We start from the raw sequence: 21,569 nt of genomic DNA, 5'->3' as shown, positions 1-21,569 counted from the left end.
GGCCGAAGCCTACTTCTTCATGAAGCCGCCGAACTTCGAGTTGAAGCGCGACACGCGACCGGCGCGGTCCATCAGGTGCTGGTTGCCGCCGGTCCAGGCCGGGTGCGTCAGCGGATCGATATCCAGGTTCAGGCTGGCGCCTTCCTTCTGGTAGGTCGAGCGGGTCTGGTAGGAGGTGCCATCCGTCATCGTCACGGTGATGAAGTGATAGTCGGGGTGAGTGTCCGCTTTCATCGCGTTGGTCCGGTCTGTTCGGGCGCGGTGACGATGCCGACCGTCGGTGCGCAAAAATGGGAAACCCGCCGAAAGCTCCGGCGGGAGAGGGGCGGCGTTTACACCGGGTAGCGTTCCGGGGCAAGAGGCGCAGGCCATGACCGCCACGCCCCCGTCTTCCCCCACCGTTGCCGATCCGGATGCCGGAGCCCAGGGCCGCCCCGGCGCGGGCGCCCAGCTGAGCGAGCGGCTGAGCGAGGCGGGCGAACGCCGAAGCCGGCAGAAGGATATCCGCCCGCTTCTGCGCCTGTGGCCGTTCGCCGTCCAGCACCGGGGCCATGTGGCCCTGTCGGTATTCTGGCTGCTGATGTCGACCGGAGCGTCGCTGGGCCTGACGGTGACCTCGCGCGGGGCCATCGACAACGGATTCGAGGCCGGGGGCACCCGGCTGGACTTCTGGTTCCTGCTGCTGGGCCTGAATGCCCTGTTCCTCGGCGTGTCCTCGGCGATCCGGTACTATTTCGTGACGCGGACGGGTGAGCGGATCATTGCGGACCTGCGCACGGCGCTGTTCCGCCGGGTGCTGACGCTGGATCCGGCCTTCTTCGTGCGGATGAGGACCGGCGAGGTGCTGTCGCGCCTGACGACGGACATCCAGCTGATCGACACCCTGATGACTACCTCGATCAGCTTTGCCCTGCGCAACCTGCTGACCATGATCGGCGGGCTGATCCTGCTGTTCGTGGTCAGTCCCAAGCTGACGGGGCTGGTTCTGCTGGTGGTGCCGCTGCTGATCCTGCCGCTGTTCCTGTTCGGGCGGGTGGTGCGCAAGCTGACGGTGGCGTCGCAGGACCGCTTCGCCGAGGCGGTCGGCTTTGCCGGCGAGAGCGTCGACGCGATCGAGACCGTGCAGGCCTTCGGACGTGAGGCCTCGACCATCGGGCGCTTTGGCGTATCGGTCGAGGCAGCGTTCGGCGTGTCGCTGAAGCGTATCCGCGCCCGGGCGTGGATGACGGCCATGATCATCACCCTGATGTTCGGGGGCGTGACCCTGGTGCTGTGGCTGGGCGCGCAGGATGTGATCGCCGGCCGGATGTCGCCCGGAGCCCTGCTGCAGTTCGTGCTGCTGTCGGTGTTTGTCGCCGGGGCCGTCGGCGCGCTGGGTGAAAGCTGGGGCGATGTGCAGAAGGCTGCCGGTGCCATGCAGAGGGTCGATGAGCTGATGCGGGCCTCGCCCGACATTCGCCCGCCCGCGCGCCCTGCGGCCCTGCCGCAGCCGCCTGTGGGTGCCGTGGAGATGCGCGAGGTCAATTTCGCCTACCCGGGACGGCCGGACCTGCCGGCGCTCAAGGACTTCACCCTGGCCGTGCAGCCGGGAGAGACCGTGGCGCTGGTCGGGCCGTCGGGGGCGGGCAAGTCGACGGTCTTCCGCCTGTTGCTGCGCTTTTATGATCCGCAGTCGGGGCAGGTGAGGGTGGACGGGGTCGAGGCCTCGACCGTCGACCCGGTCGACCTACGGGCGCGCTTTGCCTGGGTCTCGCAGGAGGCGCCGCTGTTCTCGGGGTCGGCGCTGGAAAACATCCGGTTTGGTCGGGAGGATGCTCCCCTGGAGGACGTCCGCGACGTGGCCGAACGGGCCCAGGCCCTGTCTTTCGTGGAGGCCTTGCCGGAAGGGTTCGATACGCCGCTGGGCGAGCGGGCGCGCAGTCTGTCGGGTGGCCAGCGCCAGAGGCTGGCCATCGCCCGCGCCCTGATCCGTCAGGCGCCGATCTTGCTGCTGGATGAGGCCACGAGCGCGCTGGATGCCGAGAATGAGCGTCTGGTGCAGGTGGCGCTGGATGAGGCCATGCAGGCGCGCACGACCTTGGTGATCGCCCACCGTCTGGCCACCGTGCTGCGGGCCGACCGGATCGTCGTCATGGACGAGGGGCGTGTGGTCGAGGTCGGCACCCATGCCGAGCTGGTCGCGCGCGGCGGTCTGTACGCCCGTCTGGCCCGCCTGCAGTTCCGGGCCGACTGAGCCGGCGGATCAGGTCGCGCGCAGGATGGCGGCGATCTGGGGATGCAGGTCGGAGTTGGCGACCAGGATCTGCTGGCCGTCATGCACATTGCCGGTGCCGTCGATGGTCGAGGCCACGCCGCCGGCCTCGGTCACGAACAGCAGGCCCGCCGCCACGTCCCAGGGCTTGAGATTGCGCTCCCAGAAGGCGTCGTAGCGACCGGCGGCCACCCAGGCGAGGTCGAGCGCCGCCGAGCCCAGACGCCGGATGCCGGCGACCCGCTGGCCCATGGCGTGGATGTCCTTGATCGCCTGGCCGTGGCCAGTCTTGCCCATGAAGGGCAGGCCCGTGCCGATCAGGCACTGGCTGAGGTCCTTGCGGCCGGTCACGCGGATGCGGCTGTCGTTCAGATAGGCGCCCTTGCCCTTTTCGGCCCAGAACAGCTCGTTCATCACCGGGTTGAAGGTCACGCCCGCCACGATCTCGGCCGTGCCATCCGGCGCGCGCCGCTCCAGCGCCACGGTGATGGCGAAGTGGGGCATGGCGTGCATGAAGTTGGTGGTGCCGTCGATCGGATCGACGATCCAGGTGTGCGACTTGTCGGTCCCCTCGATCAGGCCGCGTTCCTCACCCAGGAAGCCATAGCCCGGGCGCGCCTTGGTCAGCAGTTCGAACAGGGTCTGCTCGGCCTTGATGTCGGCGGCGGTGACGAAGTCGGCGGGACCCTTGCGGGACACCTGCAGCTGGGCGACCTCGCCAAAGTCGCGCAGCATCGGACGGGCGGTCTTGCGGACCGCGTCGATCATGGTTTGCAGAAGGGCAGAGGCGAGGGCCATGGGGAATCTCCTGGTCCACAAGTCCTGAAAGGCATCGGCCCGGACAGGCGGAGAAGTTCAAGAAAGAGGACGGCCCGGCTGGACCGCCCGGATCAGTCCGCGCGGCGGACGTATTCGCCGGTGCTGGTGTCGACCACGATCTTTTCGCCGGTCGACATATAGGGCGGGATCATGATGCGGACGCCGTTGTTGGCGATGGCCGGCTTATAGGAGGACGAGGCGGTCTGGCCCTTGACGGTCGGCTCGGTCTCGACGACCTCGAGGACGACCTGCTCCGGCAGTTCGAGGCCGATGGGACGGCCCTCGTGGCTCTCGATCACCACCTTCATGCCTTCCTGCAGGTAGGGGATGCGGTCTTCGCCGACCCAGTCCTTCTGCAGTTCGATCTGCTCGTAGTTCTCGTCGTCCATGAAGACCAGCGAGTCGCCATTGTCGAACAGATAGGAATAGTCCCGCTGTTCCAGGGTGACGCGCTCGACCTTGTCTTCCGAACGGAAGCGTTCGTTCAGCTTGTTGCCGGTCTCGAGGTTCTTGGCCTCGACGTTGGCGAAGGCGCCGCCCTTGCCCGGCTTGACGTGGCTGGCCTTGGTGACGACCCACAGGCCGCCGTTGTGCTGCAGGACCATGCCGGGCTTGATGGTGTTGCCGTTGATTTTCATAGGATCACAGGGGGATGGAGTCTGGAGGCGCAGGCGCGCGCGAAATTTCGGACGCGACCCCTACAGGGGCGGCGGTCAAAGGGCAAGCGCCGAGCGGTGCCCTCAGTCCGGCTCGACCCGGTTCGCCAGTCTGACGCCGGACCCTATGGGCGAGGCCATCTTGCCCGCGCGACTGTCCATCTTGCGGGCCTCGTGGGCGAAGGCGGCGGCCATGCCGGCCGATGACATGGCGGCGGCGATCTGTAACCCCCGGCCCGCAGGTCTGAGCGCGATCCAGACGGCGTTGACGACCTGGGCGGCGCCCCACAGGCCGAGCGCACGCGTACGCGCCGGGCGCGCCGGGGCGTTCCAGACGCGCAGTGCCGACAGGGTCGTGGCCGAGAACATGGCCGGCAGGATCAGACCCAGCGAACCGCGAGGGCGCTCGGTGATCGGCTGGTCCTCGCCCCCCTTGCGGCGGGGCCGGATGGAGAGATTGGCGATCGTGGCCGCGGCGATGGCAAAGCCAACGGTCAGCCCCACGCCCATCAGGACGTGCGAGCCCTCGCGGTCGCGGGCATTGATCAGGTCGACCGCTTCGTCGCGGACGTCATCAAGGTCGAGCATTCCGTCACCTCCAGCCTCCGGAGGGAATGACCCGGACCGCCGTCCGTTCCCGATCCGTTGCCCGATCAGTTCCCGGTGGCACCCGCGTCGGTGACGATCTCCTTCATCGCCGACTGCAGATAGTTCTGGGCGCCCATCAGCTCGATCAGGCTGTGCTGGTTCTCGAGGAAGTCGATGTGCTCCTCGGTGTCGGCAAGGATGCGCATAAGAAGATCACGGCTGACGTAGTCGCGGGCTTCCTCGCACTGGGTGACGGCCGCCGAGGTGGCCTTGCGGCTGTCCAGTTCGAGCTGCAGGTCGGCGCCCAGGCATTCGATGGGATCCTCGCCCACCTTCAGCTTGTGCAGGTCCTGCAGGTTGGGCAGGCCGTCGAGGAACAGGATGCGTTTGATGAGCATGTCGGCATGCTTCATCTCGCCGATCGATTCCTCGTAGATGACGTTGCCGAGGTGGGAGAGCCCCCAACTCTCGAACATGCGGGCGTGCAGGAAGTACTGGTTCACCGCCGTCAGTTCGTTGGTCAGCACCGCATTGAGGGTGCGGATGATCGCCGGATCGCCCTTCATGGCCGAGGCCCTTCTCATTGGAGGCGGCTGATCCGCGGTCACGCGGAATCATCGCCTGTTTCAAGCACGGGCGAAGTGTAGCACAGGGCCGAGGCGTGGCCAAAAATAATCTGATATTTCAGTAAGATGAGAACGAGTTTGCGTTTCGCTCTCGAAAGGGGCGGTGGCTATTCGGCCGCCATGGCCCAGGATTCCCGAGTGTCCTGAATGATCTGGCGCATTTCGCAGACGCATTTGGCGCACTGGGCGGTGCACTGGTTGTGGGCGAAGACCTCACGCGGGCGGGTCGCGCCGGCATCGATGGCGCGGGCGACATCGCGGGGTTTCAGGCCGTTACAGTTGCAGACATACACGGGCAGGCACGCCAGGCTAGTTGATAACGCCTCGCTATAGCATCGATAAAGGCGAGTGCAAATCGTTCGCATGCGCATTCCGGCGTTGACGAACGCGGCCCGGCGTCGCACTTGCGGCGCATGGCCCAGACCCCTGCCTCGACCCGCCCGCCCTGCCGGCTGTATCTGATTACGCCGCCGGCCCTGCCCGATCTGGCGGGTTTTGCGGATCGCCTCGGCGAGGCGCTGGACGCGGGGGACGTAGCGGCCCTGCAGATCCGCCTCAAGGACGTGCCCGACAACGACATCCGTCGGGCCGTCGAGGTGCTGGCGCCCGTGGCCCAGGCGCGCGGCGTGGCCGTCATCATGAACGACCGGGCCGATCTGGCGCGCGGGTGCGACGGTGTGCATCTGGGCCAGCAGGACGGTTCGGTGGCGGAGGCGCGGCGCCTGCTGGGCGCGGACGCCATGATCGGCGTGACCTGTCACGACAGTCGGCACCTGGCCATGGAGGCCGCCGAGGCCGGCGCGGACTATGTGGCCTTCGGAGCCTTTTTCCCGACGCGCACCAAGACCGTTCAACATGTCGCGACGCCAGACCTGTTGGCGATCTGGCAGGAAACCATGGAGATTCCGTGCGTGGCCATCGGCGGCATCACTGTGGACAATGCCGCGGACCTGGCCCGGGCCGGGGCCGATTTCGTCGCTGTGAGCAGCGGCGTCTGGGATCACCCGGGTGGACCGAGTGCTGCGGTACGAGCGTTGAACACCGCAATTCGCGCGTAGGCTTCAGGGGATATTAAAGGCCGGACCTTAAGCATCACGGGCTGTTTGAGTGATGTGGATAAGCCGAATGCCTCTCAGCCCCGCGCTGGATGCCGCCAAGCCTGCCCGGCCCGACGCTGCCTCGATGAGGCCGGCGACTGTCACCGAACGTGTCAGCGAGCCTGTATTCTCGCAACCGCTCGTGCCGATCCTGACGGCGGTCGGTGTGGCCCTGCTGATCGTGCTGTCGATCAATTTCGCCCGGACGGCCGGCCTGGTGGCCGCACTGTGGGGTGCCGGCGGTCTGGCGACCGTGGTCTGGCTGCGGACATCGAGAGGACCGGTCTACGACCTGGCCTATGGCGGGCTCGTGGCGCTGGGCATTCTGGTCGGCGAGTTTCTGGTCGGGAATCCGCCACTGCTCTCGGTGATGTTCACCGTCGCCAATATGATCGAGATTGTTCTGGCGGTGACGTTGGCCCGCCGGTTTGCGCCGGGCCTGAACCTGAGCACCGTCACCGGATGCGGGCGGTTCCTGCTGGGGGCCGCCATGCTGGCGCCGATCCCGGCGGCCCTGTTCGCCGCGCTCTGCCTCTATGCCATGAGTGGCGCGGACATCGGGGCCTCTTTCCAGACCTGGTGGTTCGGACATGCGCTTGGGCTGGCCATCATCGGGACCTTCGGTCTTGCGCTGACGCGCGGGCACATGCAGGTGCTGCGTCGTCCGTGGAAGATGGTGGAAACGATTGTCCTGCTGGGCCTGCTGACCGCAGCCTCCGTGCTCGTCTTCTGGTTCGCCACCGTGCCGATGAGCTTCATCGTCATTCCGCTGCTGATCCTGATCGCCGTGCGCCTGCGGGTGCTGGGCATTGCCGCCGGCTTGATGATCACGACCGTGATCGCCGTGGGCAGCGCCATGCTGGGACATGGTCCGTTCGCTCTGAGCGGAGAGGTGGCGGACCGTGCGATGCTGGCCCAGGTCATGGTCCTGCTGGGCTTCCTGCCCATTCTGCTGGTGGCGGCCCTGCTGGAAGAGCGCGATCTGCTGGCCGAGCGTGCGCGCGCCGGCCAGGTGCGGGCCGAGCGGGCCTCGGAGGCCAAGTCGCGCCTGCTGGCCAATGTGGCGCATGAGATCAAGAGCCCGGTGGGCGGCATCATAGGTATCGGCGAACTGTGGAAGTCCGGTCAGATCGGTGAGGTCACCGACGCCCAGAAGGACATGGCCGACATGCTGGTCCGCACCTCGCGTCAGATCGAGGCCCTCTCGCATGACCTTCTGGACGTCGCCCGCGCCGAGTCGGGCGCGGTAAAGGTCGACCTGCGGCCCACGGATGTGCACGGCGTTCTGGAGGATGTGGCGCGGGTTACGGCGCTTCGGCCGGATGCGGTGGGCGTCCGGATCGAGATGGAATGCGCCGTCGACGGCATGGTGGTGCTTGCGGACTCTCAGCGCCTGGCGCAGGTGCTCGGCAATCTATCCAGCAATGCCGTCAAGTATGGCGCGTCCGGCGGGGTGGTGACGCTCAAGGCGATGCGCGTGACCGGCGGCGTGCGGATCGAGGTCATCGATCGCGGCCCCGGCCTGTCGCCGGAGAAGCAGGCGCAACTGTTCGAACCGTTCAACCGGCTGGGTCTGGAACGCTCGACCATCGAGGGCCACGGCATCGGGCTGGCGCTGGCCAAGCGTCTGGTCGAGCTGCAGCGCGGCGATATCGGCGTGGTGTCCGAGCCGGGGGCAGGGGCGACCTTCTGGGTGGAACTGCCGGCGGCCTGATCCGCGGCACTTGCGCTCGGCAGGCGGGCGGACGATGGTTCGCCCCATGAAGATGACCTCGCTGATCCCGTCTGGCGCCGCTGCGGCCCTCGCGCTTGCCGCTGTCGCGTTCGCACCCGCCGTCGCCTTGGCCCAGGAGGCCGATGCCAGCGACATCACCCGCGACCTGAACAGTGGCCCGCCCGTGGCCACTCCGGCACCGTCGCCTGTTCCCGTGCCCCGCCCGGCGCCGCGGCCCGTACCTGCGCCTGCGCCTGCACCGGCGCCGCGCCCGGCACCGCAGCCTCAGCCTCAGCCTCAGGCAGAGCCCCAGGCCGTTACGCCTCCGGTGACCGCGGCTCCTGCCGTGACAACAGCGCCGGCGGCGCCTGCGCCGGCCCCCCTGACTCTCGCCGAGCGCCGGGCGTTGCCGTTCCGCATCGACCTGCCGGCGGACGGCGCCCTCTTTGCCGGTCGGTCGGGCCCGGACTTCGACATCTATTCCGTGCGGCGCGAGGGGCGCGGCCTGCTGATGATCTATGTCGGACCGACCCCGGATTTTCCCATTTATACCGGTGAAGAGCGTCAGCGGGCCGGTCGGCGCTCGATCGTGGTCACCGAGGATGGCAAGACCTTGGCGCTGGAGCACCTGTTCCGTCTCCGTGACGGGGTGCAAATCCACATCTGGGTGTCGGCCGTCACCGACGAGGACCGCGCCCTGGCCGACGCGATCGGCCATACCATCGAGCCGCGCTAGGCGGCCCGCCGCACCGGCCGGGTCTGTCCGTCGGGCATCAGGCGCAGGCCGCGTGCCCCGGTCATGATCAGGACCTCCTGTCCCGCGCGGGCCCAGGCCGCCAGGGTTTCCTGATAGGGCGCGCGCCGCCAGTCGTGCGGTCGGGCGGCGTCGCATTCGACGATCAGGCGGCGGCCTTGATCCTCGCTGTGCAGGACAAAGCCACAGGCGGAGGGCTTCCACTCCGGCCCCAGGGCGTCGGTCAGCAGCCACAGACAGTTGAAGATGCGGCAGTCCGCGGGCCGCCCGGCATAAATGCGGCATGCGGTCGATTTGCTGAAGTGGGGGCACCAGCGGCCGGCGGGCTTGTCGAGGGCGGTGACGCCCATCAGCTTGCAGCACAGGCCGCAGCCATCACACGACCGGTCTGGCGCGCCTTGCAGGGTCAGGTTTCCGACCGTGCGGCCAGTTGGCCCCCGGCCATTTCCAGATCGTCGGGCCGACCGTCTTTCCGCATCGTCGTCTCCTGCTGCGCGGAAAGGCTTGCCATGAGGGCACCGAATCCGCAAACCTGCAAATGAGTATCAATTACGACTCAGGGAGGCGGCCATGATCCTGATGATGGCGCCGGCGGGCGGGCTGGCACGGCTGCTGGATTTCGACCTAGAGCACCTCGCGCCGCGACAGGTGCCAAAGGGCGAGGGTCAGGGCCAGCAGGCCGCCGCCGAGACCCAGCCCCAGGGCCGTGTGCATGCGCCATCCGTCGCTCGCCAGCATATTGACCGGCATCTGCCAGGGCAGGAAGACGCCGATGCGGGCCGAAGTGGCGACCACGGCGAAGAAGGTGCCGCCGATCCCGACCACCAGACCCGGAACGAAGCTTGAGAACCGGAGCGCCAGCCACAGCTGGACCGCGATCAGCAACACCGCCGCCAGATACATCCGCCCCACGGTCTCCAGATAGGTCCGGGTCTCGAACACGCCGGTCGGATCGAGCTGCGGCTTGAGGGCCACCGCCAGTCGCACCGCAGTCCAGCTCAGAACGAGGACGGCGACGCTCATCAAGGCGACCACGAGGAAGACGCTGACGGCCTTGGCGGCGTAGAGGGTCCAGCGGCGCAGGGGCAGGGCGCGCAGGTGGTCCCATGAGCGAGGGCTATGCTCCATCTGGGCGACGAGGGCGGTCAGGGCCGTCACGCTCATCGGCAGCATGAAGAAGGCCCAGATCCCGAGGCTGCCGATCATCCACATGTCCCACGGCTGGGGGGCTTTGCCGCGCAGCACATTGAAGAAGGTGAAGACGGCGATCAGGCCGGGGGCGGCGACCGCGAGGGCGGCGGCCAGCGAGCGATTGAGCTTGCGCAGCTCGACAGTCAGAACCCGTAGCATCAGGCAGCCTCCTCGGTCGGGTTCGGGGACATCAGGGTGATGTCGCGATAGATGTCTTCCAGGGACCGGGGGCAGGGGCTCAGCTCATGCACCCCGATGCCGGCCTCGACCAGGGTGCGGTTCAGCTGGCGCGCGATGCCCGGCGCATCATCGGACGGCTGCAGGCTGACCAGTCCCCCTTGCGGGTCGACGGACAGGGTCAGGCCCAGACCCGCCAGCAGGGCGCGGGCCTGCTCGGGGGCATCACAGCCCAGTCTCAGGCGGGGCGCCTGACCGGCGCGCAGGCTGACCAGATCATCTTCGAGGACCAGACGGCCCTGATGAACGATGCCGACGCGGTCGGCGACCTGCTCGACCTCGCCCAGCAGGTGGCTGGACAGCAGGACAGTCGCCCCGGTGCGCACCGGCAGGTCACGCAGGAAGGTCCGCATGTCGGCAATGCCGTCGGGGTCGAGGCCATTGGTCGGCTCGTCGAGGATCAGCACCGCCGGCGATCCCAGCATGGCCCGCGCAATGCCCAGTCGCTGGCGCATGCCGAGCGAATAGCCGCCCACGCGACGATCGGCCTGTCGGCGCAGGTCCACGATCTCCAGCACCCGGTCGACCTCGCTGCGCGAGAGGCCCAGCAGGGTGCGGGTGATGTCCAGATTCTCGCGGCCCGACAGGTGGACGTAGAAGCCGTGGGCCTCCAGCAGGGCCCCCATGCAGCGGGCGGCGCCCAGCCGGTCGGCCCGGGCATCGATGCCGGCGATCCGGATCGTGCCCTGATCGGCGCGGATCAGGCCCAGCAGCATCTTGAGCGTCGTAGTCTTGCCGGCCCCGTTACGGCCCATGAAGCCATAGACGCAGCCTTTGGGGACATTCAGCGACACGGCGTCGACGGCAAGGGTGGGGCCGAAGCGGCGGGTCAGGTTTCGGGTCTCGATGGCGAGCATGTGCAGCCTCTCGGTTTTAACTCTTGTATAAAGTTGCGAGGCGTGGAAATTTAAGTCAAGATTAAAGTTCAGACAGGAAGGACCTCATGGCCGCTGACGACCTCGCCCGCTTTCGCACCCTGTGTGGCCACTACCGCTGGCTGGCGGTGTTCATGGTGGTCAGCGTCGGGGCCCTGCTGGCCCTGATGTATTTCGTGGCGCCGGCGATCCTGGCTGCCCGGGGAGATTTTCGGGGCACGACCACGAGCTGGCTGGGCGCAGTGGTCTGGGGAGCGCCGTCGCTGTTCTACCTCTATGCCGTCTGGTCGCTGGGCCAGGCCATGGGGCGTCTGGCCAAGGGAGACCTGATCCAGCCCACTCTGGCACGGGCGCTCAGGCGGGTCGGGCTGGCCCTCGGCATCGGCGGTGTGCTGAGCGTGTTCGGGGTGACCAATCTGACGCGGATCATCCAGAGCGGCGAGGGCGGCTGGCTGCATTTCGACGTCAGCGGCATGACGCTGGGCATGATCGGCGGGGCGCTGTTCCTGCTGGGCCGGGTGCTGGACCAGGCGACCGCCGTTCAGGCCGAGCTGGACGAGATGATCTGAATGCCCGTTCGCGTCACCCTTGATGCCGTTCTGGCCAAGCGCGGCCGGACGGCGCGCGACCTGGCCGCCGAAGTCGGCCTGAGCGAGACACAGATGTCCCTGTTCCGGTCGGGCAAGGTGAAGGGCATCCGCTTTTCGACCCTCGCCCGAATGTGCGCGGCGCTGGGGTGCCGTCCCGCCGACCTGCTGGACTACGAGCACGACCCGGCGGATTTGGCCGCTCCCGAAAACGACTGAGGGCGCGTCCCTCGCGGAACGCGCCCCCATTTTCGTCTCTCGTAAAGCCTAGCGGCGCGGGAAGTAGTTGTTCTCGCGGTCGGCGTCGGCGGTCTCCCAGTTGGGATCGACCTCGGTCTGCACCAGGGTCTTGTCGGTCACATACTGCCAGCTGACTTCCTGGTTGTTGAAGCGCCAGATCTCGGCGGGGATGCGGACGATCTCGCTGGTGCCGTCCTCGAAGGTCAGCTTCAGGATGATCGGCATGACCACGCCGCCGACGTTCTTGAAGGTGAAGCGATAGACGTTCGAGTCGAACGAGTCGGCCTCGGCGATCATGGCCGTCATGCCGTCACGGGCGCCCTGGCCGATGGCCCGGCGCTGCTCTTCGGTCAGCGGATAGCCGTGGTCGGCGGTGTCGTCATAGGCATCGATGCCCGGATTGCGCTCGATGACCGTCTCGATGCCGCTGTTGTTGGCGACCGTCAGGGGCACCGGCGGGGTGTCGTTGTTGGTGTTGCCGCCGCTCGTCGGGCGACGGGCCGGACGGTCGGCATCGGTTTCCGGACGGGCCTTGATGACGTTCTCGACCGAGATGTCGACGTGGTCGGTCGAGTAGAACCAGCCGCGCCAGAACCAATCGAGGTCCATGCCCGAGCTCTCTTCCATGGTGCGGAAGAAGTCATAGGGCGTGGCGCGCTTGAACTGCCAGCGGCGCGCATACTCCTGGAAGGCGCGGTCGAACAGCTCGCGGCCCATGACGGTCTCGCGCAGGACGACCAGGGCGGTGCCGGGCTTGCGATAGCCGATATTCCCCTGGTTCAGGGCGGTGTCGTAGCGGGTCATCAGGGGGACCTGATTGTCCGAGGTCATATAGCCAACGATGCCGCGGGGTTCGCCGCTGGCCGGGAAATCCGGGTCCCACAGCTTGGTCGCCTGGTACTCGAGGAAGGTATTGATGCCCTCGTCCATCCAGGTCCACTGACGCTCGTCGCTGTTGACGATCATCGGGAAATAGATGTGCCCGATCTCGTGGATGATGACGTCGACGAGGGCGTATTTGGTGCGGTCGCCGTTGATGATGTTGCCCTCGGCATCCCGCGTCGGACGGGCGCCGTTGAACGTGATCATCGGGTATTCCATCCCGCCCACCGGGCCGTTGACGGACTGGGCCGTCGGGTACGGGTAGGGGAAGGTGAAGGAGCTGTAGACGTCGATGGCGTGGGCCACGGCGCGGGTGGAATAGGTATCCCACATCGGCCGCGCTTCCTTGGTGTAGAAGGACATGGCCATCACGGTCGGGGCGCCCGGGGCGTCCTGCTCGACGGCCATGGCATCCCAGACGAAGCCGCGCGAGGACGCCCAGGCGAAGTCGCGGACGTTCTCGGCCCGGAAGCGCCAGGTGCGGGTGTCGGTGGAGCGGCCCTGTTCGCGGGCGAGGGCCTCGTCGGGCGTGACGACATAGACCGGCTCCTCGGTGCTGCGACGGGCCTCGGCCATGCGGGCCTGCTGCTCGCGGGTCAGGACGTCGCGACCGTTCTGAAGCTCGCCCGAGGCGGCCACAACGTGGTCGGCCGGAACGGTGATCGAGACCTCGTAATTGCCGAACTCGAGCGGGAATTCGCCAGATCCGAGGAAGGGCAGGGTGTGCCAGCCCTCGTAGTCGGAATAGGCGGCGAGGCGCGGGAACCACTGGGCCGCCTGGAAGATGCAGTTGCCGGCGGGCGTCGGCCCGGGGAAGCACTCATAGCCGCTGCGGGCGCCGGTAACGGCGGTCTCGGCGAACGGCATGCGATAGCTCATGTCGAACACGAAGGTCTCGCCGGGCGCCAGCGGGCGCGGCAGGTCCACGCGCAGCAGGGCGTCGACCTGGGTGGTGTTCAGCGGGCGACCGTCGGTGCCCTTGACCTGGATGTCCGAGAAGCCGCCTTCCCAGGTTTCGCTGCGCGCCAGCCCCAGGGTCTCATAGCGGCTGTAGGTTTCGGACGATGAGGAAGGCGAGGCCACGCTGGCCATCGAGCCCCTGGCCATGTCCTGCTGGTCCAGCAGGATCCAGACGTAGGTCAGGGTGTCGGGCGAGTTGTTGTGATAGGTGATCCGCTGGCTGCCGCTGAGGGATTTGGTGTCCTCGTCGAAGCGGACGTCGATGACGTAATCGACCTGCTGCTGCCAGTAGCGGTATCCGGGCGCGCCCGAAGCTGTGCGATAGTCGTTGGGGCTGGGCCACCCCTCGCCCTCGAACTGGCGGAAGGCATCCTCATAGGTGCCGCGGCTCTGGTCGACGGCGCCGACACTGACCTGGGCCATGGCGGACCCCGCCATGAGGGCCGCCGTCCCGACGGCAGCAAGCAGAAGACCGATACGCATGGAAACCCCACTGGATTGAACCCCGAATGGGCGGGGACCTTAACGGGCCGGCGGGGGGGCGCAAGCGGCGGAATATTACAGACAGTTCACAGTCCGCGTCGGCCCAGCCAGCCCTGAACCAGTTGCGGCCAGACCGCTGCGGGCCGACCCTCAATCAGGCGGATGCCAAATCCATGGCCGCCTTCCTCGAACAGGTGCATCTCGACCGGCACGGCATCGCGGCGCAGGGTGTCGGCCAGCATGAGCGAATTCTCGACCGGCACGGCTGTGTCGTCCATGGCGTGCAGCAGGAAGGTCGGGGCCGCGCCCTGCCAGTCCATCTGTTCCAGACTGTAGGCGGCGATCCGGTCGGGAGAGGGATTTTCGCCCAGCAACTCGCGCCGCGACCCGGCGTGGGCGAAGGGGTCGGTCAGGGTCGCCACCGGATACAGTAGCACCAGGGCATCCGGCCGATGCGAGGCCTCGTCGAGGGCGTCGACCGCGGCATAGGTCGCATCACGCCGGCCGCCCAGCAGACCGGCCAGATGGCCACCGGCCGAGGCCCCGAGCACGACGATCTGCTCCGGCGAGCGGTCCTCGGCCAGCGCCTGACCCCGGACCAGTCTCAAGGCGCGCTGGGCGTCCTGAAGCGGGGCGTCGGGCCCGGCGGCCCATCCGTCAGCGGGCAGGCGATAGCGCAGGACGTAACAGGTGTAGCCCATGGCCGCGAACACATGCGCGCAGTCCATGCCTTCCTTGTCGACCACAGCCCAGCGATAGCCGCCGCCGGGGATCAGCAGCAGGGAGACACCGTTGGCCTGCGCCGGCCGCACGACGGTCAGCAGGGGGTCGCGCGTGTGTTTCGCGATCCGGTCGTGATAGCCGGGGTCGGTCGAGCGCTCGATCACCTCGGGGGTGACGGTCACGGCCTCGCCACCCGGCGCCGCGCCAGGCCACAGGCGCAGCGTTTCGACCGTCGGTTCGTCGGCGGCCACCGCCAGGCCGGGCGACATCAGCCCCAGAGCGGTAAGACCCAGAGCCTGCCGCCGGTCCAGCATGGCGGGATCAGACCCGCTCGACGGCCATGGCGACGGCTTCGCCGCCACCGATGCAGAGTGAGGCCACGCCCTTCGTCTTGCCTTCGGCTTCCAGTGCGCCGAGCAGGGTGGCGAGGATGCGGGCCCCCGACGCCCCGATCGGGTGGCCGAGGGCGCAGGCGCCGCCGTTGATGTTCACCTTGTCGCGGCTCATGCCCATTTCCTTCATGGCGATCATCGGCACGACGGCGAAGGCTTCGTTGATCTCCCACAGATCGACGTCGTCGACGGACCAGCCGGCCTTCTTCAGGGCCTTCTGCATGGCGGGCACGGGGGCAGTCGTGAACAGGCCGGGCTCATGGGCGTGGGCGGCGTGGGCGACGACCCGGGCGACGATCGGCAGGTTCATGGCCTTGGCCACGCTCTCGCGCGTCATGACCAGGGCAGCGGCGCCGTCCGAGATCGAGCTGGCATTGGCGGCGGTGATGGTGCCGTCCTTGGCGAAGGCCGGACGCAGGGTCGGGATCTTCTCGGGGCGGGCCTTGCCCGGCTGCTCGTCGGTGGTGACCGTTTCGGTGCCCTTGCGCGTGGTCACCTCGACCGGCGTGATCTCGGCCTCGAAGGCGCCCTTTTCGATGGCGGCATTGGCACGGCGCAGGGACTCGATGGCGTATTCGTCCTGCTGTTCGCGGGTGAACTGGTACTGGCCGGCGGTGTCTTCGGCGAAGGCGCCCATCAGCTTGCCGGGGGTGTAGGCGTCCTCGAGACCGTCCATGTACATGGTGTCGACGATCACATCGTGGCCGATGCGGGCGCCGCCGCGGTGCTTGTTCATGACGTAGGGGGCGCCGGTCATGGACTCCATGCCGCCCGCCACGATGATGTCGGCCGTGCCGGCCATCAGGGCGTCGTGGGCCATCATGGCCGCCTGCATACCCGAGCCGCACATCTTGTTGACCGTGGTTGCCTCGACATGCTTGCCCAGACCGGCGCCGATGGCGGCCTGGCGGGCCGGGGCCTGGCCCAGACCGGCCGGAAGCACGCAGCCCATGAAAATCTGCTCGACCTTGTCGGCGGGGACGCCGGCACGCTCGACGGCGGCCTTGACGGCGGTGGCGCCCAGATCGGTCGCCTTCACGCCGGTCAGCGCGCCCTGGAAGCCGCCCATCGGGGTGCGGGCAAAGGCGACGATGACGACGGGATCATTGGATTGGGTCATGGAAAACTGTCCCTGAACTCGAATTTGGATGGGGGCTAGATCGACCTTTGTGCGCTGCAACGCAAGTCTGTTCGCAGCTGCGGTCAGTCTGCGGGCGGGCGGCGGGGGCCGAACAACTTGCGTCTCTGCCGGGCCAGAGCCAGCGGACGACCGTCGGGCGCGAAGGCCACGCCATCGTCCAGGGCCCAGCCTCCGGAGACGTCGCAGGTGCGGAACTGGAAGATGGCCCAGCCCTCGGGCGAGGTGTCGGGCGTGATCGGCTCGATCAGGTCGTAGCGCAGATCGACGCTGGCCGACGGCACCGGCGGCAGGGGCAGCACGCTCATGTAGGACGGGAAGATGCCGTCCAGCAGGAAGCACAGGGTCAGCTCGTCCAGAGGCCGGCCGTCGCGCGTGCGCATCCAGAGCCGCAGCGTCGGGTCCGTCAGGGGCGCACCGCCGCCCAGCTTGGGGCCGCCATCGAACCGGTGCTCGATATAGCGCGTGAACCAGGGCGCGAGGCGCGGGTCGACCGGCGTGGGGTCGAGCGCATCGAATGGCGTGGGAGAGGGCGAAAGGGGCCGCACCTCCGGGCCGTGGCCGAGCGTACCGAAGGTCCCCATGGCCGTCAGGGCCGGTCGACCGGGCTGTCCGGCCCGGACCGAGGCATAGGCCACGGAACGACCGCCCCGGTCGAGTGTGGGCGTGAAGGTGATGTCCTCGAACCGGGCTGCGGCCAGATACTGCACCGTCAAGGTCATCAGCGGGGGCTGGATGTCCAGACCCTCACGCATGGCCCGCACGGCCAGCGCCGCCATCAGGCCCCCGAAAGGAGCCCCCCTCAGCGGGTCCGTGGCGAGGGGGGCATTGGAGAAGTCCGGGGTCAGGGTCGCAATGCGCGCGACATCCTCGCCGAAGCTCAGCGCAAGGGCGTCATCGAGGGACTGGACAGGCTCGGGAGGGGTCATGGGAATACGGGTGGACAGGGTGCATTTCTAAAAAGGACTTACATAGGAGCATAGAGGCAGGGTTCAGAATAACAACCCACTTGCAATCAGGCTGCCGTGACGTCACTTTTCGCACATGGGACGCACCGCAGACTATTCCCGACAGAGCTGTTCGATCGCCGCCACCCTTGAGGTGATCGGCGATCCATGGACCCTGCTGGTCATTCGTGACGCCTTTCAGGGCGTGAGCCGCTTCGAGCAGTGGCAGGACCGCCTGGGCGTGGCGCGCAATGTGCTGGCCGCCCGGCTCAAGACCCTGGTGGCGCATGGCGTGCTGGAGGTCCGGCCCTATTCGGAACGGCCCCCGCGAAACGAATATGTGCTGACGGCCAAGGGCAAGGATCTGTCGGACGTGCTGCTGACCCTGCACGGCTGGGGATCCAAGCATCTGTATGGCGAGGCAGACTCGGGCGTGACCTTCACCCACAAGACCTGTGGTTCGGAGCTGTCGCCGCGTCTGGCCTGCTCCTGCTGCGGCGAGATCGTGAAGCGGAGCGACATCGCGGTCGCCTTCGAGGCTGACCGGCCCACGGTCGCCGATGTTCTGCCCAAGGACGAAGCGGCCTAGGCGGGCGGCGTCAGCGGATCGCATCCCCCTTCAGGGCGATCAGGGGGATGACGATGTCTTCCTCGTCGTCGAGATGGCGGGTCAGTGAGGGCAGGGCCGCGTCGAGGGCGTCGGCCAGCCGGTGGGCCGACGACGCCGCATCCGGTGCGTTGCCCGCCACCGCCATGTGAAATCCCCGCCCGGCCTCGAACAGGGCCTGCAGATGGGCGTGGACCGCGTCGTGATCCCGGTCCAGCAGGTCTATGCCTGCGGCGATGTCGGGCTCCATCTGGCGGAAAACCGGGAAATAGTGCCCGCTCTCGATGCGATGATGACCGTCCAAGTGCTGCAGGAAGGCCTGCAACGCCGGGATCAGCTGCGCATGCAGGCCCCGGGGATTGGCGGGGTCCGCCCGAAAGGCCGTGGTCAGGCCGGCCATGTGGTCGCCGTGGTGCCGGAAACCGGCATGCATCTGCAGCCAGTGCGCAGCGACGGGGTTCAGCCCGGCCTCGCCCCATCGGCTGCGCGGAAAGCGGTCGCGAAGGGCCAGCCACTCGCCCGGCAAACCCTGCCGATGCGCCAGATCGAGGGGATCAGACAACCGCGGTCGTGCTCGCGATGAAGCCACCGCCCAGCAGGCGGTCCGGATCGGCCGGGTCGTAGAGGGCGCAGGCCTGGCCCGGAGACACGCCTTCCTCGCCCTCGTCGAAGGCCACGCCGACCGCCTCGCCGTCACGGAACAGGCGGGCGGGCAGGGGCGGGCGGGTCGAGCGCACGCGGGCCAGCACCGGGCGCCCGGCGTCGGCGGCCGTCTGGATGTCGGCTTCGTCGCCCAGCCAGTTGGTCTCTTCCAGCGTCAGTGAACCGGTCAGCAGGGCTTCGCGGGGCCCGACAATGACGCGGCGGGTCCCGGGCTCAAGCCGGACGACGAACAGGGGGTCGCCCACAGCGACGTTGAGGCCCCGGCGCTGGCCGATGGTGTAGTCGGTGATGCCGGAGTGGGTGCCCAGCACGCGGCCGTCCATGTGCACGATCTCGCCCGCTTCGCGCCCCTGCGGACGCAGTCGGTCGATCAGCGTCCGATAGTCACCGGAGGGGACGAAGCAGATGTCCTGGCTGTCCGGCTTGGCGGCGATGCGCAGGCCGAGCTCGGCCGCCAGTCCCCGCACCTGCGGCTTTTCCAGATCGGCCAGCGGAAAGCGTAGATAGTCCAGCTGGTCGCGGGTGGTGGCGAACAGGAAGTAGGACTGGTCGCGCGAGGGGTCGATGGCCTTGCGCATCTGGCTGCGGCCGTCGGGGCCGACGGCGCGGCGCACATAGTGGCCGGTGGCCATGGCCTCGGCGCCCAGATCGCGCGCGACATCCAGCAGGTCGCGGAACTTGACCGTCTGGTTGCAGCGGATGCAGGGCACAGGGGTGCGCCCTTCCAGATAGCTATCGGCGAACTGGTCGATCACCGCCTCGCGGAAGCGGCTTTCGTAATCGAGCACATAGTGGGGGATGCCGAGGGTCTCGGCGGCCAGACGCGCGTCGTGGATGTCCTGGCCCGCGCAGCAGGCGCCCTTCTTCTTGAGGGCGGCGCCGTGATCGTAGAGCTGCAGGGTGACGCCCACGACGTCATAGCCCGCCTTGTGCAGCAGGGCCGCCACCACGGTGGAGTCCACGCCGCCGGACATGGCAGCCACCACGCGCGATCCGACCGGCAGGCCCACGGCCGCGCGCGCGGACGCGATGGCCGCGTCCATGTCGGCCGGAGCCATCGCGGGAATGGGGCAGGCGGTATCCTGCGGGCGGGAGATCACCGTGGTCATGCGCGGCATATAGAGCGCCTGCCCGGCTTTTTCGAGGCTCCCATAAGCAGATGGCCGCCCCTGCGTCGCAGGAGCGGCCATCTCAAGCCTTCGGGGAGAAGAAGCCTAGTTGCGGTAATGCTGGATGCGGGTGGTCCGCAGGCCCTGCATGCCCCATTTGTCGATGGCCTTTTGCCAGGCCAGGAATTCCTCGGCGGTCAGGCGGTAGCGCGCCAGTGCATCCTCGAGGCTCAGAAGCCCTCCGCGCACAGCGGCCACGACCTCGGCCTTGCGGCGGATCACCCAGCGGTCCGTGTTGACCGGCGGCAGGTCGCGCAGGGTCAACGGCGTGCCCGTGGGGCCGACCACATAGGCTTCACCGTCCTTGTTCAGTCGTCGCTCTTGCAACATGGGCTTATGCCTCTTTCACCACCATCACTGAGCAGAACCATAAGCCTCTGGCGCTAAAGGCCGTTTAAGCGTCGTGGTGAAGGAAGGGCTAACGCGCCGCCGCCGGGACGACGCGCTTCGCGGGGCTGAAAGGGCCATTTTTTCCATCGAATCCGACCTCCTCAGGCCCCGGATCAGCGCTTGATGCTGATCAGTTCGGCCAGCATTTCGTCGGCCGTGGTGATGATCTTGGACGAGGCCGAATAGGCCCGCTGGGTGGTGATCAGGCCGGTGAACTCGGCGGACAGGTCGACCGTGGAGGCCTCCAGCTGGGACGCGCCGATGTAGCCGGCGCCGCCCGATCCGGCGGTCTTGAGGTTGAACGTGCCGGAGCCCTGGCTGACGCGGAAGGCGTTGCCCGCCACCTCGGTCAGGCTGTCGGCACTGGGGAAGGTGGCGATGGCGACCTGGGCGATCTTGCGGGTCACGCCGTTGTCGAAGATGGCGGTCACGAAGCCGCGCTCGTCGATCTTCACCTCGCTGAGGTTACCGAAGGCCGTACCGTTGGTGATGGTGGCCTGGACGACTGAGGCGCTGTCGTACTGGGTCAGGCCACCAGCGGCGGCCGTCAGGTCGAAGGTCAGGGTCTGCTCGTCGATGCCGAGGCCCGCCGACCAGTTGAACTCGCCCGCCCCGGGAGCGGCGTCGCTGGACGCGCCGAAGTCCAGGGTGGCGTTGGCCGGGTCGTCGAACAGGGCCTGGGCGCCCAGGGCCTGCATGGCGTTGACGTCGAGACGACCGTCCTGGGTGAAGGCCACCAGACCGGTCTTCAGCTGGCCATTGGCCAGACCGGCACCGGTGATGACATCGCCGGACGGGATGGCGCGGATTTCGGCATACCACTGGTTCGGCGTGGTGCTCTTCAGGAAGGACATGGCGATGGTGCGCTGGCCGCCTTTGGAGTCCGAGACCGGAATGGTGACCTCGAAGTCGGGCTTCACGCCCGTGCCGGTTTCCGGATCCCACATGGCCATGGAGTTGGTCAGCGGGTCATAGGCCGTCGGTCCCGGCGGAACGGCGGCGGCGTCGGTCGCCTCGCTGGAGATCACCTGGCTGGATTTCAGGTTGGCGTTCAGCTGGATACGGGTGGTGGCCTCGGCCGTGCCGCCGACCGAGCCGACGTTGATGGTGCGCAGGCGCGACAGGTCGGACGGGTCGGTGGCGATGTCGCCGTTGGCATCGACCGGCCAGCCCTGCAGGTACAGGCCCGCCGTGTTCTTCAGGTAGCCGAGGTTATCGACGCGGAAGGCACCGGCGCGGGTGAACAGGCGGGTGTCGGTGACCTCGAGGTTCTCGGGCTTTTCCGTCACGACAAAGAAACCCTGACCGGCGATGCCCAGATCGGTGGCCGAGGTGGTGCGCTGCAGCTGTCCGTTCTGGCTGATGAAGTGGCGGGCAGCCGCCTGGACGCCACCGGCCGAATAGCCGGACCCCTGGCTCTGGCTGTTGACCACGGTGGCGAACTCGCTGCTGGTCCGCTTGTAGCCGACCGTGTTCACGTTCGCGATGTTCTGCGAGATCGCGGCGAGGGCGGCGGAGTTGGCGGTCAGGCCTGAAACGCCGGCCAGCAGGGCGCTGTTGATGCTCATGGGGTACTCTCC

The 21,569-nt window shown here is 67.8% G+C and carries 24 protein-coding genes; 7 read left to right on the top strand and 17 right to left on the bottom strand.

Features of this window, described 5'->3' with window-relative positions:
• Positions 1 to 9: 9 nt before the first annotated feature.
• Positions 10 to 234, bottom strand: a complete 225-nt coding sequence (gene rpmE / locus J7346_RS10300) for a 50S ribosomal protein L31 (protein WP_209119840.1) — start codon at positions 232 to 234, stop codon at positions 10 to 12.
• 136 nt (positions 235 to 370) lie between these two features.
• On the opposite strand from rpmE, the gene J7346_RS10295 reads away from it, so the two are divergent.
• Positions 371 to 2,233, top strand: coding sequence for an ABC transporter transmembrane domain-containing protein (locus tag J7346_RS10295; RefSeq protein WP_209119839.1), 1,863 nt, complete (start codon positions 371 to 373; stop codon positions 2,231 to 2,233).
• A 9-nt stretch (positions 2,234 to 2,242) separates the two neighbouring features.
• Here J7346_RS10295 and J7346_RS10290 read toward each other — a convergent pair whose 3' ends face one another.
• The 5 genes from J7346_RS10290 to J7346_RS10270 form a co-directional block, all read right to left on the bottom strand.
• Positions 2,243 to 3,049, bottom strand: a complete 807-nt coding sequence (locus tag J7346_RS10290; RefSeq protein ID WP_209119838.1) for an inositol monophosphatase family protein — start codon at positions 3,047 to 3,049, stop codon at positions 2,243 to 2,245.
• Positions 3,050 to 3,141: 92 nt separating this feature from the next.
• Positions 3,142 to 3,708 carry an elongation factor P gene (gene efp / locus J7346_RS10285; RefSeq protein ID WP_209119837.1) on the bottom strand — a complete coding sequence of 189 codons (567 nt, stop codon included), beginning with the start codon at positions 3,706 to 3,708 and terminating at the stop codon, positions 3,142 to 3,144.
• Positions 3,709 to 3,810: 102 nt separating this feature from the next.
• Complete coding sequence (locus tag J7346_RS10280) at positions 3,811 to 4,314, bottom strand: TspO protein (protein WP_209119836.1); 504 nt, start codon at positions 4,312 to 4,314, stop codon at positions 3,811 to 3,813.
• A 65-nt stretch (positions 4,315 to 4,379) separates the two neighbouring features.
• Positions 4,380 to 4,880 (bottom strand): bacterioferritin, encoded by a 501-nt coding sequence (gene bfr / locus J7346_RS10275; protein WP_209119835.1) that lies wholly within the window; start codon positions 4,878 to 4,880, stop codon positions 4,380 to 4,382.
• A gap of 167 nt (positions 4,881 to 5,047) precedes the next feature.
• On the bottom strand, positions 5,048 to 5,233 hold the full coding sequence (locus J7346_RS10270; RefSeq protein WP_209119834.1) for a (2Fe-2S)-binding protein: 186 nt from the start codon (positions 5,231 to 5,233) through the stop codon (positions 5,048 to 5,050).
• A gap of 120 nt (positions 5,234 to 5,353) precedes the next feature.
• Between J7346_RS10270 and thiE the strand changes: the two genes are divergently transcribed.
• The 3 genes from thiE (at position 5,354) to J7346_RS10255 (ending at position 8,487) form a co-directional block, all read left to right on the top strand.
• Positions 5,354 to 5,998 (top strand): thiamine phosphate synthase, encoded by a 645-nt coding sequence (thiE, locus tag J7346_RS10265; RefSeq protein ID WP_209119833.1) that lies wholly within the window; start codon positions 5,354 to 5,356, stop codon positions 5,996 to 5,998.
• 67 nt (positions 5,999 to 6,065) lie between these two features.
• On the top strand, positions 6,066 to 7,751 hold the full coding sequence (locus J7346_RS10260; protein ID WP_209119832.1) for a sensor histidine kinase: 1,686 nt from the start codon (positions 6,066 to 6,068) through the stop codon (positions 7,749 to 7,751).
• A gap of 346 nt (positions 7,752 to 8,097) precedes the next feature.
• Positions 8,098 to 8,487: a hypothetical protein gene (locus tag J7346_RS10255; protein ID WP_209119831.1), complete on the top strand. Its 390-nt coding sequence runs from the start codon at positions 8,098 to 8,100 to the stop codon at positions 8,485 to 8,487.
• On the opposite strand, the gene J7346_RS10250 is transcribed toward J7346_RS10255, so the two are convergent.
• The 3 genes from J7346_RS10250 to J7346_RS10240 all read right to left on the bottom strand — a co-directional run bounded on the left by J7346_RS10250 (position 8,484) and on the right by J7346_RS10240 (position 10,790).
• On the bottom strand, positions 8,484 to 8,855 hold the full coding sequence (locus tag J7346_RS10250; protein WP_209119830.1) for a YkgJ family cysteine cluster protein: 372 nt from the start codon (positions 8,853 to 8,855) through the stop codon (positions 8,484 to 8,486). The two genes, J7346_RS10255 and J7346_RS10250, sit on opposite strands and share 4 nt — an antisense overlap.
• 274 nt (positions 8,856 to 9,129) lie before the next feature.
• A complete protein-coding gene (locus J7346_RS10245) occupies positions 9,130 to 9,855 on the bottom strand; it encodes an ABC transporter permease (protein ID WP_209119829.1) in 726 nt (241 codons plus the stop codon).
• Positions 9,855 to 10,790: an ABC transporter ATP-binding protein gene (locus J7346_RS10240; RefSeq protein ID WP_209119828.1), complete on the bottom strand. Its 936-nt coding sequence runs from the start codon at positions 10,788 to 10,790 to the stop codon at positions 9,855 to 9,857. Before J7346_RS10240 ends, J7346_RS10245 begins: the two co-directional genes overlap by 1 nt.
• Before the next feature lie 86 nt (positions 10,791 to 10,876).
• Here J7346_RS10240 and J7346_RS10235 point away from each other — a divergent pair, with 86 nt between their 5' ends.
• Both J7346_RS10235 and J7346_RS10230 read left to right on the top strand, forming a co-directional pair.
• Positions 10,877 to 11,377, top strand: a complete 501-nt coding sequence (locus tag J7346_RS10235; RefSeq protein WP_209119827.1) for a DUF2975 domain-containing protein — start codon at positions 10,877 to 10,879, stop codon at positions 11,375 to 11,377.
• Entirely contained in the window at positions 11,378 to 11,614 is a 237-nt protein-coding gene (locus J7346_RS10230; RefSeq protein WP_209119826.1) for a helix-turn-helix transcriptional regulator, read from the top strand.
• Between the two features lie 48 nt (positions 11,615 to 11,662).
• On the opposite strand, the gene J7346_RS10225 is transcribed toward J7346_RS10230, so the two are convergent.
• The 4 genes from J7346_RS10225 to J7346_RS10210 all read right to left on the bottom strand — a co-directional run bounded on the left by J7346_RS10225 (position 11,663) and on the right by J7346_RS10210 (position 17,142).
• Positions 11,663 to 13,960 carry a M1 family metallopeptidase gene (locus tag J7346_RS10225; protein ID WP_209119825.1) on the bottom strand — a complete coding sequence of 766 codons (2,298 nt, stop codon included), beginning with the start codon at positions 13,958 to 13,960 and terminating at the stop codon, positions 11,663 to 11,665.
• Positions 13,961 to 14,046: 86 nt separating this feature from the next.
• Positions 14,047 to 14,997 (bottom strand): alpha/beta hydrolase, encoded by a 951-nt coding sequence (locus tag J7346_RS10220; RefSeq protein WP_209119824.1) that lies wholly within the window; start codon positions 14,995 to 14,997, stop codon positions 14,047 to 14,049.
• Positions 14,998 to 15,004: 7 nt separating this feature from the next.
• Complete coding sequence (locus J7346_RS10215) at positions 15,005 to 16,195, bottom strand: acetyl-CoA C-acyltransferase (protein ID WP_209119823.1); 1,191 nt, start codon at positions 16,193 to 16,195, stop codon at positions 15,005 to 15,007.
• An 83-nt stretch (positions 16,196 to 16,278) separates the two neighbouring features.
• A complete protein-coding gene (locus tag J7346_RS10210; protein ID WP_209119822.1) occupies positions 16,279 to 17,142 on the bottom strand; it encodes a thioesterase family protein in 864 nt (287 codons plus the stop codon).
• Positions 17,143 to 17,257: 115 nt separating this feature from the next.
• On the opposite strand from J7346_RS10210, the gene J7346_RS10205 reads away from it, so the two are divergent.
• Complete coding sequence (locus tag J7346_RS10205) at positions 17,258 to 17,749, top strand: helix-turn-helix domain-containing protein (protein ID WP_209119821.1); 492 nt, start codon at positions 17,258 to 17,260, stop codon at positions 17,747 to 17,749.
• A gap of 10 nt (positions 17,750 to 17,759) precedes the next feature.
• Here J7346_RS10205 and J7346_RS10200 read toward each other — a convergent pair whose 3' ends face one another.
• From J7346_RS10200 to flgE, 4 genes are all read right to left on the bottom strand, one after another.
• Positions 17,760 to 18,329: a hemerythrin domain-containing protein gene (locus J7346_RS10200; protein WP_209119820.1), complete on the bottom strand. Its 570-nt coding sequence runs from the start codon at positions 18,327 to 18,329 to the stop codon at positions 17,760 to 17,762.
• Positions 18,322 to 19,488 (bottom strand): tRNA 2-thiouridine(34) synthase MnmA, encoded by a 1,167-nt coding sequence (gene mnmA, locus J7346_RS10195; protein WP_245157794.1) that lies wholly within the window; start codon positions 19,486 to 19,488, stop codon positions 18,322 to 18,324. The genes J7346_RS10200 and mnmA overlap by 8 nt, the downstream gene beginning before the upstream one ends.
• 156 nt (positions 19,489 to 19,644) lie before the next feature.
• Positions 19,645 to 19,929 (bottom strand): DUF1153 domain-containing protein, encoded by a 285-nt coding sequence (locus tag J7346_RS10190; RefSeq protein ID WP_209119818.1) that lies wholly within the window; start codon positions 19,927 to 19,929, stop codon positions 19,645 to 19,647.
• A 173-nt stretch (positions 19,930 to 20,102) separates the two neighbouring features.
• Positions 20,103 to 21,557, bottom strand: coding sequence for a flagellar hook protein FlgE (flgE, locus tag J7346_RS10185; protein WP_209119817.1), 1,455 nt, complete (start codon positions 21,555 to 21,557; stop codon positions 20,103 to 20,105).
• Positions 21,558 to 21,569: the final 12 nt, after the last annotated feature.

This window comes from Brevundimonas sp. A19_0, assembly GCF_017744255.1.
GTDB lineage: Bacteria > Pseudomonadota > Alphaproteobacteria > Caulobacterales > Caulobacteraceae > Brevundimonas.
Note: the sequence above shows the minus strand (reverse complement) of the source record. Positions and strands in the feature narration are given on the sequence as shown.